Origin of the sequence: Xanthobacter aminoxidans, from assembly GCF_023571765.1 — a bacterium.
Taxonomy (GTDB): Bacteria; Pseudomonadota; Alphaproteobacteria; order Rhizobiales; family Xanthobacteraceae; genus Xanthobacter; species Xanthobacter aminoxidans.
Genome location: NZ_JAMJXC010000001.1, coordinates 389,728 through 403,393, shown reverse-complemented (window position 1 = coordinate 403,393; position 13,666 = coordinate 389,728). Strand labels below are relative to the sequence as shown.

Below are 13,666 nucleotides of genomic sequence, written 5' to 3'. Positions count from 1 at the left end.
GCCCATGCCCGCTCCCTTCACCGGCCGCGACAATTCCGGCATCCCCACCGATCCCGTCACCGGCAAGCCCTATCCGCGCGATCTCGTGGGCTATGGCCGCAATCCGCCCCACCCCCATTGGCCGGGGGATGCGCGCATCGCCGTGCAGTTCGTGGTGAATTACGAGGAGGGCGGCGAAAACTCGGTGCTCCATGGCGACAATGCCTCGGAGGCCTTCCTCTCCGAGATCATCGGCGCCGTGCCCTGGCCCCGCCAGCGGCACATGAACATGGAGTCCGTCTACGAGTTCGGCGCCCGCGTCGGCATCTGGCGGCTGCTGCGGCTGTTCGGCGAGCGCAACATGCCGGCCACCGTCTATGGCGTCGCCACCGCCCTCGCCCGCAATCCCGATGCCGTCGCCGCCATGCAGGACGCCGGCTGGGAGCTGGCCAGCCACGGCTACAAGTGGATCGAATACAAGGACTTCACCCGCGACGCCGAGCGCGAGCACATCGAGGAGGCCGTGCGCCTGCACGCTGAGGTGACCGGTGCCCGCCCGCTCGGCTTCTACCAGGGCCGCTCCGCCGAGCACACGGTGCCCCTCCTGATGGAGGAAGGCGGCTTCCTCTATGTGGCCGACAGCTATGCGGACGAACTGCCCTACTGGATCTATGGGCCGCGCGGCCCGCAGCTCGTGGTGCCCTATACCCTCGATGCCAACGACATGCGCTTCTCCGTGGCCGCAGGCTTTTCCAACGGCACCGAATTCTTCGACTATCTGAAAGACAGCTTCGACCTGCTCTATGCCGAGGGCGCCACCGCCCCGCGCATGATGTCCATCGGCCTGCATCCGCGCCTGGCGGGACGGCCGGGCCGGGCGCAGGCGCTCGCCCGCTTTCTCGATTACATCGCCGGCCACGAGAAGGTGTGGGTAGCACGCCGCCTCGACATCGCCCGCCACTGGATCGCCCATCACCCGCCCGCCGGGGGATACCGGCCCACCTACATGCCGCGCGGCCTGTTCGTGGAGCGGTTCGGCGGCGTCTACGAGCATTCGCCCTGGATCGCGGAAGGCGCCTACGACAGTGGCCTCACCACCCGCGCCGACACTGCCGAGGGCCTCAACGAAGCCCTTGCCGCCGTGCTGCGCGCTGCGCCCCTTGAGAAGCAGATGGGGGTCATCCACGCCCATCCCGACCTTGCCGGCAAGCTTGCCGAGGCAAAGCTGCTGACCGCCGAGTCCGCCGCCGAGCAGGCCTCCGCCGGCCTCGACCAGCTCACGGCGGAGGAGAAGGCGCGCTTCACCGCGCTGAACGACGCCTACAAGGCGAAGTTCGGCTTCGTCTTCATCATGGCCATCCGCGGACGCAGCAAGGCCGACATCCTCGCCGCCTTCGAGCGCCGCCTCGCGCACGACCGCGACACCGAAGTTGCGGAGGCGCTGGCGCAGATCGAGCGCATCGCGCTGCTGCGCCTCTCCCAGATGCTGCCGGCCGCCCCCTGAACAAGGTCTCTTCCGTGCCCCGATCTGCCCCCGGCTCCGCCCCGCTCCCCTCCCCCCTCGACGGCGAGATCATCGTCTCCCGCCTGAAGGAACTCGCCGCCTGCACCGACGTGCCCGGCGAGATGACCCGCCTGACGCTGACCCCCGCCCACAAGAGGGCGGCGGCGCAGGTGTCGTTCTGGATGCGGGAGGCGGGGCTGGCGCAGGTCCATATGGACGCCACCGGCTCCATCGTCGGGCGCTACGCGGCGGACCGGGCCAATGCGAAAACCCTCGTCCTTGGCTCGCACATCGACACCGTGCGCAATGCCGGCATCTATGACGGCAATCTCGGCGTGCTCACCGCCATCGCCGCCGTGGAAGCGCTGAAGCAGCAGGGCATCCGCCTGCCCTTCGCCATCGAGGTCGCGGCCTTCGCCGACGAGGAGGGCGTGCGCTTCCTCTCCACCCTCACCTCCTCCAAGGCCATGGCCGGCATCTTCGATCCGAAGAGCCTGGAGGATGTGGACGCCCAGGGCATCTCCCGCATGGAGGCGCTGCGTTCGTTCGGGGCGCCGGTGGATCGCGTCGCCGACTGCCGGCGCGATCCCGCCGAGACGCTGGGCTATGTGGAAGTGCATATCGAGCAGGGGCCGGTGCTGGAGGCGGCGGGCGCGCCCCTCGGCATCGTCACCGGCATCGCCGGGGCCTCGCGCGGGCATGTGCGCATCCGGGGCGAGGCCGGCCATTCCGGCACGTTGCCCATGGCCATGCGCCATGACGCGCTCACCGCCGCCGCCGAGATGATCCTCGCCGTGGAGGCGCGCGGCCGCGCCGACGGCAAGGAGCTGGTCGCCACCGTGGGCACGCTCATCATCGCCGGCAGCGCGGTGAACGTGGTGCCCGGCGAGGTGCAGTTCTCCCTCGACGTGCGCGCCCTCTCGGACGACCTGCGCACCCGCGCCGTCGCCGACATCCGTGCCGCCGTGGCCGACATCGCGGCGCGGCGCGGGGTGAAGGCCAGCGTGGACATCGGCCACGAAGTGCCCGCCGCGCCCTGCCACGGCCCCCTCAAGGAGCGCATGGCCAAGGTGGTGGAGGGCCTGCAACTGCCCGTGGTGCGCCTGCCCTCGGGCGCCGGGCACGACGCCATGGTGTTTCGCGGCGTGATGCCCATGGCCATGCTGTTCGTCCGCTCGGAGAACGGCAGCCACAACCCCCGCGAATACGCCGCCCCCGCCGACATCGGCCTCGCGGCGGAAGCGCTCCATGCGTTCCTGCTGAAGACGGCCGAGGAGATGTGAGGGGCGGCGGGCGTCAGCCCTGTGCCAGGGCCAGCTCGCGCACCAGCCGCAGGAACAGATGGGGCCTGTCCGACTGGATCAGGATGTCGCCGTGGCGGCCGTCTAGTAGTGCCGCAAGGTCCGCCGCCGGGAGGTTGCGGGCGAGAACGCCATCGAGAAACGCCGCGAGCGTCCGGTGCTCCGTCGCGTCGAGGCCTTGCAGCGCGCGCACGATCAACTGGCGCTCGCCGTCCGCGCCGAGGTCCGGCGTAACCGGCGCGGCCCAAACCTCACTAAGGTTTCGGCGCCACATTCCCTGAAGAAAAGAGCGCCACCCCGGCGGGGCCGGAAGCGCCCGCCGCGTCCCTGCCGTCTTGCCGCGGCGTCCGGGATGGGGTGCCGCCGGCCGCCCCATCCGCCCCTCACCCGTCCGCCCGGCCGAGAACCTCCTCGGCGGTGAACTTGTAGGTGCGGCCGCAGAATTCGCAGGTCACGGTGACTTTGCCGTCGTCCTGGATCATCTCCCGCCGCTCCTCCGGCCCGAAGGAGGCGAGGACGCCGGAGACCTTCTCCCGCGAGCAGGAGCAGCGCGCGGCGATGGGCAGCGGATCGAACACGCGTACGCCGCGCTCGTGGAACAGCCGGTAGAGCAGCCGCTCGGAGGAGAGGTCGCGGTCGATCAGCTCCACGTCCTCCAGCGTGCCGACGAGGGAGCGGGCCTCCACCCAGGCGTCGTCCTCGTCCACCTTGTGCTCTTCCACGCCCTCGGGCGCATCGCCGGGGGAGAGGTCGGCCATGCGGGCGCGGGAGGCGTCCTGCGGCAGGAACTGGGCGAGCAGGCCGCCGGCCCGCCAAGAGGACTCCTTACCGCCCGGCTTCATCTCCTCGCCCACGGCGAGGCGCACGCGGGTCGGGATCTGCTCGGACTGGTGGAAATATTCGTGCGCCGCCGCCTCCAGCCCCGAGCCGTCGAGGGCGACCACGCCCTGATAGCGGTTGGTGCTGATGCCCTGGTCGATGGTCATGGCGAGATGGCCGCGCCCCAGCAGCGCCGCCGGCGAGGTCTCGTTGCGGCGCTCGGCCTCGGCCAGCGCATCGGCATCGTAGCGGGCATAGGCGCGGATCTTGTCCGGGCTCACGAAGTCGGCCACCACCATGTCCACCGGCCCGTCGGTCTGGGTCTGAAGGATGAAGCGGCCCTCGAACTTCAGCGAGGAGCCGAGCAGCACGGCGAGCGTCACCGCCTCCCCCACCACCCGCTTCACCGCGGGGGGATAGGCGTGATGGGCGAGCAGCGCATCGAGCGTGGGGCCGAGGCGCACCGTGCGGCCACGGATGTCGAGGGCATCCACCTGAAAGGCGGTGACGATGTCGTCCTGCGCGGCCTCGGATGCGGCGCGGGTGGCGGTGCGGGTGCGCTCGCCCTTCATGAATGGTCTCCGGACGTGCCGGACCCGCGTGCCCGCGCTCAATGCACAGCCAATGGGCCCCAAAGGTTTGGTCCCACACATATTCACGAGCCGGGCTGTTTCAACCCGGCTCGCAATGTCCCCGCTGCGGAAGGCTCAGCCACCCACCGCGTCGAAGCACCAGGCGAGCACGCCCTTCTGGGCGTGCAGGCGGTTCTCCGCCTCGTCGAACACCACGGACTGCGGACCGTCCATCACCACGTCCGTCACCTCCTCCCCGCGATGGGCGGGCAGGCAGTGCATGAAGATGGCATCCTTGTCCGCCCGCGCCATCAGGGCCGAATTGACCTGATAGGGCTTGAGGATGTTGTGACGGCGCTCGGCCTCCTTGTCGCCCATGGAGACCCAGGTGTCGGTGATGACGCAATCCACGCCCTCCACCGCCTCTTCCGGGTCGCGCATGAACTTCACCTTGGCCTTGGTGCGCTTCACGAAGTCCTTCAGCGCCTGACGCGGCGACAATTCCTTGGGCGTCGCCACCTTCAGGGTGAAGTCGAAGCGGTCGGCGGCATGAACCCACGAGGCCAGCACGTTGTTGGCGTCGCCCGTCCAGGCCACCGAGCGGCCGGTGATGGGGCCGCGATGCTCCTCGAAGGTCATCACGTCGGCCATCACCTGGCAGGGGTGGCTGATGCGGGTGAGGCCGTTGATGACCGGCACCGTGGCGTATTTCGCCAGCTCGGTCAGGTCGTCATGGTCCAGGATGCGGATCATGATGGCGTCGACGAAGCGCGACAGCACGCGGGCCGTGTCGGCGATGGTCTCGCCGCGGCCGAGCTGCATCTCCTGGCCCGTGAGCATGATGGTCTCGCCGCCCAGCTGGCGCATGGCGAGGTCGAACGACACGCGCGTGCGGGTGGACGGCTTGTCGAACACCATGGCCAGCGACTTGCCGGCGAGCGGCTTTTCCACCGGCTCCCCCGCCTTGCGGCGGGCCTTCAGATCCTTGGAAAAGTCCAGGACCCGGCGCAGTTCCTCGGCCGGGATCTCGGACAGATCGAGAAAATGACGCACCCCATTCCCCTTCATTCGGCCGCTCCCTTCACCGGATCGGCGGCGAGGCGCGCCTCGATGCGCCGGCAGGCGGCTTCGATCTTGTCGGCTGCGATGCCCACCTCTTCCTCGCTCACGGTGAGCGGGGGCAGCAGGCGGATGACGTTCTCGGCGGCGCCGGGCACCAGCATACCCTCCTCCCGCAGCGCGGCGATCAGCTCGGGCGCGGGTACGGCGGCCTTGATGCCGAGCAGCAGGCCCTGCCCGCGCACCTCGGCGATGACGGCCGGATGGGTGTCGCGCAATTCGGCGAGACGCTGCTGGAAGCGGCCGGCGACGCGGTTCACGCGGGGGAGGAAGTCCTCCTCCAGCACCACGTCCAGCACCGCATTGCCCACCGCCATGGCCAGCGGGTTGCCGCCATAGGTGGAGCCGTGGGTACCCACCGTCATGCCCTTGGCGGCTTCTTCGGTGGCAAGGCACGCCCCCATGGGGAAGCCGCCGCCGATGCCCTTGGCCACCGACATGATGTCCGGGGTGATGCCGGTCCACTCATGGGCGAACAGGCGTCCGGTGCGCCCGACACCGCTCTGCACCTCGTCCAGCACCAAGAGCAGGCCGTTCTCGTCGCACAGCTCGCGCAGGCCGGCGAGGAAGCCGGCCGGCGGCACGCGCACGCCGCCCTCGCCCTGCACCGGCTCCACCAGAATGGCGGCGGTCTCGGGTGTCACGGCGGCCCGGGCGGCGTCGAGATCGCCGAACGGCACCTGGTCGAAGCCCGGAAGGTCCGGGCCGAAGCCTTCGAGATATTTCGGGTTGCCGCCGGCGGCGATGGTCGCGAGCGTGCGGCCGTGGAAGGCGCCCTCGAAGGTGATGATGCGGTTCTTCTCGGGATGGCCGCTCACATATTGGTAGCGGCGCGCCATCTTGATGGCGCACTCCAGCGCTTCCGCACCGGAATTGGTGAAGAACATGGTGTCCGCGAAGGTCGCGGCCTTCAGCCGGTCGGCCAGCTTCTCGGCGCCGGGGATGCGGAACAGGTTGGACACATGCCACAGCTTCGTCGCCTGCTCGGAGAGCGCGGCGGCGAGATAGGGATTGGCGTGGCCCAGCACGTTCACGGCGATGCCGGCGGTGAAGTCAAGGAAACGTCGCCCGTCCGTCGTGACGAGCCAGCAGCCCTCTCCCCTCTCGAACTGGAGGTCGATGCGTGCGTAGGTCGGCAGAACGGGGGTGATCACACTATCCTCCTGGTGGACTTCGATGCAGGCTTCCTGGCCTTCGAGGTTGCACGGGTTTGCGAACAACGTGCGACAGCGGGGTTTCGGCCCAGCCGCGCGCACAAACTAAAAAAGGCCGCCCATGCGGGGGCGGCCCGACCGCGCGATTCTAATGAACACGCGCACGAGGTCAACCGATCGCCTGCCATGATGCGAATCGGGACCGCGACCGGCCGCCGCACAAGGGTAAACGAAGCCTTAAGGAGCTGGGGAAAACGCCCCGCGACCCCTTGCCGACTCTGTTGCAGGGACCGGCCATATTGTAGGTTCTTGAGGGTCAGCCACGAGATGTCGTGCGCAGGGGCATCAGGAACCCTCTTCCAGGAACCGCGATCCGGGTCCATCCGAGCGCTTTGCCGCGCACGGGAACGGGGAGGGAGTCCGCCTTGCGGAAATCACGATCCGGGACGCGCCCCAACCGGCGTTCCCGCCCATGGCTGAAGCGGCGCCGAGCGTTTCCGGCGCCCGCGGCGTTCTTGAGATGCTGCCGGTTGAAATGCGGCAAGTAGATGCGGCAAATGGAGAAGAGCGATGAGCTGGAATGACGAGCGCGTCGAACTCTTGAAAAAGCTCTGGAGCGAAGGCCTCTCCGCGAGCCAGATCGCGACCGAGCTTGGCGAGGTGACGCGCAATGCCGTCATCGGCAAGGTGCACCGCCTCGGCCTGTCCGGCCGAGCGAAGGCCGCCCCCGCCCCGGCGCGTCCCCGCGCCAGCGGAACGGCGCCGGCCAAGGCCGGTCCGATGAACGGGCCGATGGGCGCCCCCGCCGGTCGCCCCGACAACCAGGCGCGGCCGCAGCGGCCGACCACCATCGGCAACACCGCCCTCGCGGCCGATTTGGACGAGGCACCGGAAGAGGCACCGGCGCCCGCTCCCGTCATGAGCGACAACGTGGTGCCCATGACCCAGGGCTGCACCATCATGCAGCTCACCGAGAGCACCTGCCGCTGGCCGCTGGGCGAGCCGGGCACCGAGAGCTTCCACTTCTGCGGCGGCAAGGCCAATCCGGGCATGCCCTATTGCCAGACCCACGCCCGCATCGCCTACCAGCCGGTGCAGGACCGCCGCCGCGACCGCCGCCTCGCCTATCTCTGAGGCGGGGAGCGCCGGAAGAGGCCTCCGGCGCGACGAAGCGGTCGAAAACCTGATGTGCGGTGTCATCCCCCGGCTTGTCCGGGGGATCCACGTTTCCGCAAGTTCGGCCCAAGGATGAATGCGCTGGCCTGTCGGCCCGGTGGATGCCTCGGACAAGCCGGGGCATGACGGCTCAAGAACAACAGGTTCGTATGCGGCCGGACGTCCATGACGCCCAGGAAAAGCATGCCCCAAGGAAAAAGGGCCCGCCTCCGGCTGGAGGCGGGCCTTTTTTCGTTCAGGGGACGGCGGGAGGGCTCAGTCGTCCAGGCCCAGAGACGGCGCCGCGCGGCGCTCCAGCACGTCGCGGATGGCGGCGACCATCTCGCTCTCCTTCACCGCGAACTGGGCGGGGCGGGCGGCGCGGTATTCCGCATTGTCGGCGATGCCGGCGGCGATGCGGGCGCCTTCCACCAGATCCTTGATCTGGACCTCGCCGGCGTCCTTCTCGTTCGAGCCCTGGATGATGACGGCCGGGGCGCCGCGACGGTCGGCATATTTCATCTGCGCCTTCATGCCGGCGCCGCCGAGATACATCTCGGCGCGGATGCCGTTGGCGCGCAGCTCGGACACCATCTTCATGTAGTCGGCGATGCGGGCCGGCTCCTTGTCCATGGCCAGCACGACCACCGGGCCGACCTCGGCGTCCGCATCCATCTTGCCGAGGAAGGCGAGGGCCGCGAGCAGGCGGGAGACGCCGATGGAGAAACCGGTGGCCGGCACCTTCTCGCCCCGGAAGCGGGCGACGAGGCCGTCATAGCGCCCCCCGCCGGCCACCGAGCCGAAGCGCACGGGGCGGCCGGTCTCGTCGGTGATCTCGAAGGTCAGCTCTGCCTCGTAGACGGGGCCGGTGTAATATTCGAGGCCGCGCACCACAGAAGGGTCGATCTTCACCCGGTCCTGATAGCCGCCAGCGGCGAGCAGGGTGCGGATGTCGTTCAATTCCGCCATGCCTTCCTGGAAGGCGGCATTGCCGGCCAGCGCGGCGGCAAGCGCGACGTCGTCCAGCTCCACCTCGACGCCCACATCGGTGGCGCGCACGCCCTTGCCGGTGAGCATGGCCAGCACCACGGACGCCTGACGCTCATCGAGGCCCGCGCCCTTGGTGAAATCGCCGCTCTCGTCCTTGCGGCCGGGACCGAGCAGAAGCGCGACGCCCTCGGCGCCGAACTTGTCGAACTTGTCGATGGCCCGCAGCACGGTGAGGCGGCGGCCGGCGTTCTCGTCGCCGCCGAGGCCGATGGCCTCCATCACGCCGTCGAGGACCTTGCGGTTGTTCACCTTCACCACATAGGAGCCGCGCGGAATGCCCACCGCCTCCAGCGTGTCGGCGGCCATCATGCAGATCTCGGCATCCGCCGCGACGGAGGGGGCGCCCACCGTGTCGGCGTCGAACTGCATGAACTGGCGGAAGCGGCCGGGGCCGGGCTTCTCGTTGCGGAAGACGTAGCCCGCCCGGTAGGAGCGGTAGGGCTTGGGCAGCTGCTCGAAATGCTCGGCCACGTAGCGCGCCAGCGGCGCCGTGAGGTCGTAGCGCAGGGAGAGCCACTGTTCGTCGTCGTCCTGGAAGGAGAAGACGCCCTCGTTGGGCCGGTCGAGGTCGGGCAGGAACTTGCCGAGCGCGTCGGTATATTCGATGGCCGGGGTCTCCAGCGCCTCGAAGCCGTAGAGCGCATAGACGGCGCGGATCTTCTCCAGCATGGCGCGGGTGGCGGACAATTCCGCACCGGTGCGGTCGACAAGGCCGCGCGGGAGTCGCGCCTTCGGCTTGAATTCTTTGGCCATGATGCTTCGGGACCTGTGTCCCGCTCGGTCAATAAAGGGGTTGGGGCGTCTTAGAGGACGGGGCCGGTGACGGCAAGGTCGCTGGCCGGGAAGGGCCGGCAACCCGCGAAAAACCTGCCGCTCCGTTACCTCTGCCATGACAGCGCCGTGTTCTGCGCGCATCATGAAGTCGGGTCGCGGCAGCCGTCGCACTGGCCCTCATCCCAGACCTGTCGTCATGCTGCGCCCTAAGGCGTGTGGCGGCGCCATTGCAGCATGGAGGACACGCTTGCCCCACGACACGCCGCTCATTGCGACCCTCGTCGGGGCCTTCGTCCTCGCCTTCGTGCTCGGTGCCATCGCGCAGCGCCTCAAGCTGTCGCCGCTGGTGGGCTATCTCCTCGCCGGCGTGCTGGTGGGGCCGTTCACCCCCGGCTTCGTGGCCGACGAGCATCTGGCGCTGGAACTGGCGGAGATCGGCGTCATCCTCCTCATGTTCGGCGTCGGCCTGCACTTTTCCTTGTCCGATCTCCTCTCGGTGAAAGCCATCGCCATCCCCGGCGCCATCGTGCAGATCACGGCGGCGACCGTCATGGGCATGGGGCTCGCCTGGGCTCTGGGATGGAATCTCGGCGCCGGCCTCGTCTTCGGCATCGCCTTGTCCGTCGCCTCCACCGTCGTGCTTTTGCGCGCCTTGCAGGAGCGGCGGATGGTGGAGAGCGAGCAGGGGCGCATCGCGGTAGGCTGGCTCATCGTCGAGGACCTCGCCATGGTCCTCGCGCTGGTGCTGCTGCCCGCTTTGTCCGGCGCGCTCGGCGGACGGACCGTCACCACCGGCACCATCGACTGGCTGGGCCTCGGCGGCGACGTGTGGACCACCCTCGCCGTCACATTGGTCAAGGTCGCCGGCTTCGTGGTGCTGATGCTGGTGGTGGGCCGCCGCGTCATTCCCTGGATCATGCACTGGGTGGCGCACATCGGCTCGCGCGAGCTGTTCCGTCTGGCGGTGCTGGCCATCGCGCTGGGCGTGGCGTTCGGCTCGGCCAAGCTGTTCGGCGTCTCGTTCGCGCTCGGCGCCTTCTTCGCCGGCATGGTGCTGAGCGAGAGCCCCCTCTCCCACCGCGCCGCCGAGGAGACGCTGCCCCTGCGCGACGCCTTCGCCGTGCTGTTCTTCGTCTCGGTGGGCATGCTGGTGGACCCCTCCATCGTGGTGAAGAGCCCGGTCTCGCTGCTGGTGACGGTGCTGATCGTGCTGTTCGGCAAGTCGCTCGCCGCCTTCTTCATCGTGCGGGCGTTCGGCTACGGCAACTCCACCGCCCTCACCATCTCCGCCTCGCTGGCGCAGATCGGCGAATTCTCCTTCATCCTCGTGGCGCTGGGCGTGGACCTGCAATTGCTGCCGGCCGAGGGACGCGACCTGATCCTGGCCGCGGCGATCATCTCCATCCTCGCCAACCCCTTCTTCTTCCTGGTGCTGGACCGCTACCGCGCGCGCCACGCCCCGCTGCGGCCCGAAAAGGCAGCCCCTGCTGCCGCCGCGCCCGCCCCGGCGCCCCATCCCGCGCCCAAGCCTGTCCCGGCCCTGCCGGAAACCGCGCTCGCCAACCACACCGTGCTGGTCGGCTACGGCCGGGTCGGCCGCCTCGTCGCCGACGGGCTGAAGGCGGCGGGCACGCCCTTCCTCGTCATCGAGGACCAGGGCGACCGGCTGGAGGAGCTGAAGCGCCTGGACATCGAAGCGGTGAACGCCAACGCCGCCTCCGCGCCCGCCATCGCGGCGGCCAATGTCGCCGGGGCGCGCCGCATCATCCTCGCCATCCCGGACGGGTTCGAGGCCAGCAACGTGCTGAAGAAGGCGCGCCAGCTCAATCCCGCCATCGAGATCGTCGCCCGCGCCCATTCGGATGCGGAGGTGGAGCACCTGCGCCAGAGCGGGGCGAACTTCATCATCATGGGCGAGCGGGAGGTGGCGCGCGGCATGCTGGCGCACGTGCTGGAGACCTCCCAGAACGACATCGCCGGCGCGGCCGCCTCAGAGCAGGCGGTGGAAGGCGGAAACCGGGCCGGACCCTCGGTTTCCATGGACACCGCGGCCCCTGTTGACGCTGGGCCCGGTCTTGCGGAGCCGGCGGCTGCGGCGCAGAAAGAGACGCTGTAGCTCGACCTTTATTGCGAATAAGTTGCAATTGCAGGAAGGGTGCGGTAATTTTTGCGAATTGATCGCAACTAAGGCGGCCGCGCCCGTCACGACCGCCGGACCGGAGCATTCCCGTGCCCGACGCCTTTGTCCTGTCCCGCCGGCATTTTCCGGCGCTCGCCCTCGCCGCCGCGGCGGCGTTCTTCGTCTCGAACCCCGCCCGCGCGGCCGCGCCGTTCAAGGTGGTCACCACCTTCACCGTCATCGCCGACATGGCGAAGAACGTGGCGGGCGACGCCGCGCAGGTGGAGAGCATCACCAAGCCCGGCGCCGAGATCCATAATTACCAGCCCACCCCCGGCGACCTCATCAAGGCGCAGGGCGCGAACCTGATCCTGTGGAACGGGCTGAACCTGGAACTGTGGTTCGAGAAATTCTTCTCGCGCCTCAAGAACGTGCCGAGCGTGGTGGTGTCGCAGGGCGTCGAGCCCATGGGCATCACGGACGGCCCCTACAGCGGCAAGCCGAACCCCCACGCCTGGATGTCGCCCTCCGCCGCGCTGATCTACGTGGACAACATCCGCGACGCGCTGGTGAAGTACGATCCGGCCAACGCCGCGACCTACACGGCCAATGCTGCCGCCTACAAGGCGAAGATCACCGCCGCCATCGACCCCATCCGCGCCGAGCTGGAGAAAGTGCCGGCGGAGCAGCGCTGGCTCGTCACCAGCGAGGGCGCCTTCTCCTACCTCGCCCGCGACTTCGGGCTGAAGCCGCTCTATCTCTGGCCCATCAACGCCGACCAGCAGGGCACGCCCCAGCAGGTGCGCCGCGTGGTGGACCTGATGCGGAAGGACCACATCCCGGTCATCTTCTCGGAAAGCACCATCTCCGCCGAGCCGGCCAAGCAGGTGGCGCGGGAGACCGGCGCGCGCTACGGCGGCGTGCTCTATGTGGACTCCCTCTCCGACCCCTCCGGCCCGGTGCCCACCTATCTCGACCTCCTGAAGGTGACGAGCGGCACCATCGCCGCCGGGCTGACCGGGAGCGCCAAGCCATGAACGCCCCCCTTTCCCGCCAGAACCTCGCCGAGGCCGGCGCCGGCCTCCTCGTGGAGCACGTCACCGTCACCTATCGCAACGGCCACACCGCCCTGCGCGATGCGAGCTTCGCCATTCCCACCGGCACCATCACCGCGCTGGTGGGGGTGAACGGCTCGGGCAAGTCCACCCTGTTCAAGACCATCATGGGCTTCCTCAAGGCCGCGCGGGGCGAAGTGCGCATCTTGGGGCTGAGCGTGCCGGAGGCGCTGAAGCGCAACGTGGTCGCCTATGTGCCGCAGGCCGAAGAGGTGGACTGGACCTTCCCCGTCCTCGTCGAGGACGTCGTGATGATGGGCCGCTACGGCCACATGAACCTGCTGCGCATTCCCGGCGCCGCCGACCGTGCGGCGGTGGAGGCGGCGCTTGCCCGCGTCAACATGCTGGACTTCCGCAAGCGGCAGATCGGCGAGCTCTCCGGCGGGCAGAGGAAGCGCGTGTTCCTCGCCCGCGCGCTGGCGCAGGACGCCCGCGTGATCCTGCTGGACGAGCCTTTCACCGGCGTGGACGTGAAGACCGAGGACGCCATCATCGGCCTCCTGCGCGCGCTGCGCGATGAGGGGCGGGTGATGCTGGTCTCCACCCACAATCTCGGCTCGGTGCCGGAGTTCTGCGATCGCACCGTGCTGGTGAAGGGCACCGTGCTCGCCTACGGCCTCACCTCCGAGGTGTTCACACAAGCGAACCTCGAAAAGGCCTTCGGCGGCGTGCTGCGCCATTTCGTGCTGGACGAGACCCACGCCGCCACCCCCGGCACGCTGGGCGTACTCACCGACGACGAGCGCCCCCTCGTCCTCTACAAGGACCGCCCCGCCCAGAGCGGCACGGCGGGCTCGTCAGAGGGGATCGGGTGATGGGCGCACCCGGAACCGTCCTCGCGCCCCGGACAAGCGACCGCGCAGCGGGAGCGCTGAGCCGGGGCCCAGCGCAAGACTCCTGCGCAGCAGTCCCAATCCAGCGGCATTCGCCACAAGGCGCCTTCGGCACGTTCTTGCGCTGGATCCCGGCTCTCCCTCCGCGCCGCTCACGCGCCGCTGCGGTCGG

Annotated in this window: 11 protein-coding genes; 6 read left to right on the top strand and 5 right to left on the bottom strand. The window is 69.2% G+C overall.

Annotated features, from left to right (window positions below; genetic code table 11):
- Positions 1 to 4 precede the first annotated feature (4 nt).
- Complete coding sequence (gene puuE, locus EJ105_RS01785) at positions 5 to 1,483, top strand: allantoinase PuuE (RefSeq protein ID WP_250165072.1); 1,479 nt, start codon at positions 5 to 7, stop codon at positions 1,481 to 1,483.
- Positions 1,484 to 1,497: 14 nt separating this feature from the next.
- Entirely contained in the window at positions 1,498 to 2,766 is a 1,269-nt protein-coding gene (locus EJ105_RS01780) for an allantoate amidohydrolase (RefSeq protein ID WP_250165071.1), read from the top strand.
- Between the two features lie 13 nt (positions 2,767 to 2,779).
- On the opposite strand, the gene EJ105_RS01775 is transcribed toward EJ105_RS01780, so the two are convergent.
- The 4 genes from EJ105_RS01775 to EJ105_RS01760 form a co-directional block, all read right to left on the bottom strand.
- Positions 2,780 to 2,983: a hypothetical protein gene (locus EJ105_RS01775; protein ID WP_250165070.1), complete on the bottom strand. Its 204-nt coding sequence runs from the start codon at positions 2,981 to 2,983 to the stop codon at positions 2,780 to 2,782.
- A gap of 184 nt (positions 2,984 to 3,167) precedes the next feature.
- On the bottom strand, positions 3,168 to 4,175 hold the full coding sequence (locus tag EJ105_RS01770) for an Hsp33 family molecular chaperone (RefSeq protein ID WP_029556822.1): 1,008 nt from the start codon (positions 4,173 to 4,175) through the stop codon (positions 3,168 to 3,170).
- Positions 4,176 to 4,310: 135 nt separating this feature from the next.
- On the bottom strand, positions 4,311 to 5,243 hold the full coding sequence (argF, locus tag EJ105_RS01765; RefSeq protein ID WP_029556821.1) for an ornithine carbamoyltransferase: 933 nt from the start codon (positions 5,241 to 5,243) through the stop codon (positions 4,311 to 4,313).
- Positions 5,240 to 6,448, bottom strand: coding sequence for an aspartate aminotransferase family protein (locus EJ105_RS01760; RefSeq protein WP_250165069.1), 1,209 nt, complete (start codon positions 6,446 to 6,448; stop codon positions 5,240 to 5,242). The genes argF and EJ105_RS01760 overlap by 4 nt, the downstream gene beginning before the upstream one ends.
- A 570-nt stretch (positions 6,449 to 7,018) precedes the next feature.
- Between EJ105_RS01760 and EJ105_RS01755 the strand changes: the two genes are divergently transcribed.
- Positions 7,019 to 7,582 carry a GcrA family cell cycle regulator gene (locus tag EJ105_RS01755; RefSeq protein WP_029556819.1) on the top strand — a complete coding sequence of 188 codons (564 nt, stop codon included), beginning with the start codon at positions 7,019 to 7,021 and terminating at the stop codon, positions 7,580 to 7,582.
- Between the two features lie 297 nt (positions 7,583 to 7,879).
- On the opposite strand, the gene hisS is transcribed toward EJ105_RS01755, so the two are convergent.
- A complete protein-coding gene (gene hisS / locus EJ105_RS01750; protein WP_394041933.1) occupies positions 7,880 to 9,409 on the bottom strand; it encodes a histidine--tRNA ligase in 1,530 nt (509 codons plus the stop codon).
- A gap of 265 nt (positions 9,410 to 9,674) precedes the next feature.
- Here hisS and ybaL point away from each other — a divergent pair, with 265 nt between their 5' ends.
- The 3 genes from ybaL to EJ105_RS01735 all read left to right on the top strand — a co-directional run bounded on the left by ybaL (position 9,675) and on the right by EJ105_RS01735 (position 13,476).
- Complete coding sequence (gene ybaL / locus EJ105_RS01745; RefSeq protein ID WP_250165067.1) at positions 9,675 to 11,543, top strand: YbaL family putative K(+) efflux transporter; 1,869 nt, start codon at positions 9,675 to 9,677, stop codon at positions 11,541 to 11,543.
- Between the two features lie 113 nt (positions 11,544 to 11,656).
- Positions 11,657 to 12,583, top strand: coding sequence for a metal ABC transporter substrate-binding protein (locus EJ105_RS01740; protein WP_347881293.1), 927 nt, complete (start codon positions 11,657 to 11,659; stop codon positions 12,581 to 12,583).
- A complete protein-coding gene (locus EJ105_RS01735) occupies positions 12,580 to 13,476 on the top strand; it encodes a manganese/iron ABC transporter ATP-binding protein (RefSeq protein WP_250165066.1) in 897 nt (298 codons plus the stop codon). The genes EJ105_RS01740 and EJ105_RS01735 overlap by 4 nt, the downstream gene beginning before the upstream one ends.
- Positions 13,477 to 13,666 lie beyond the last annotated feature (190 nt).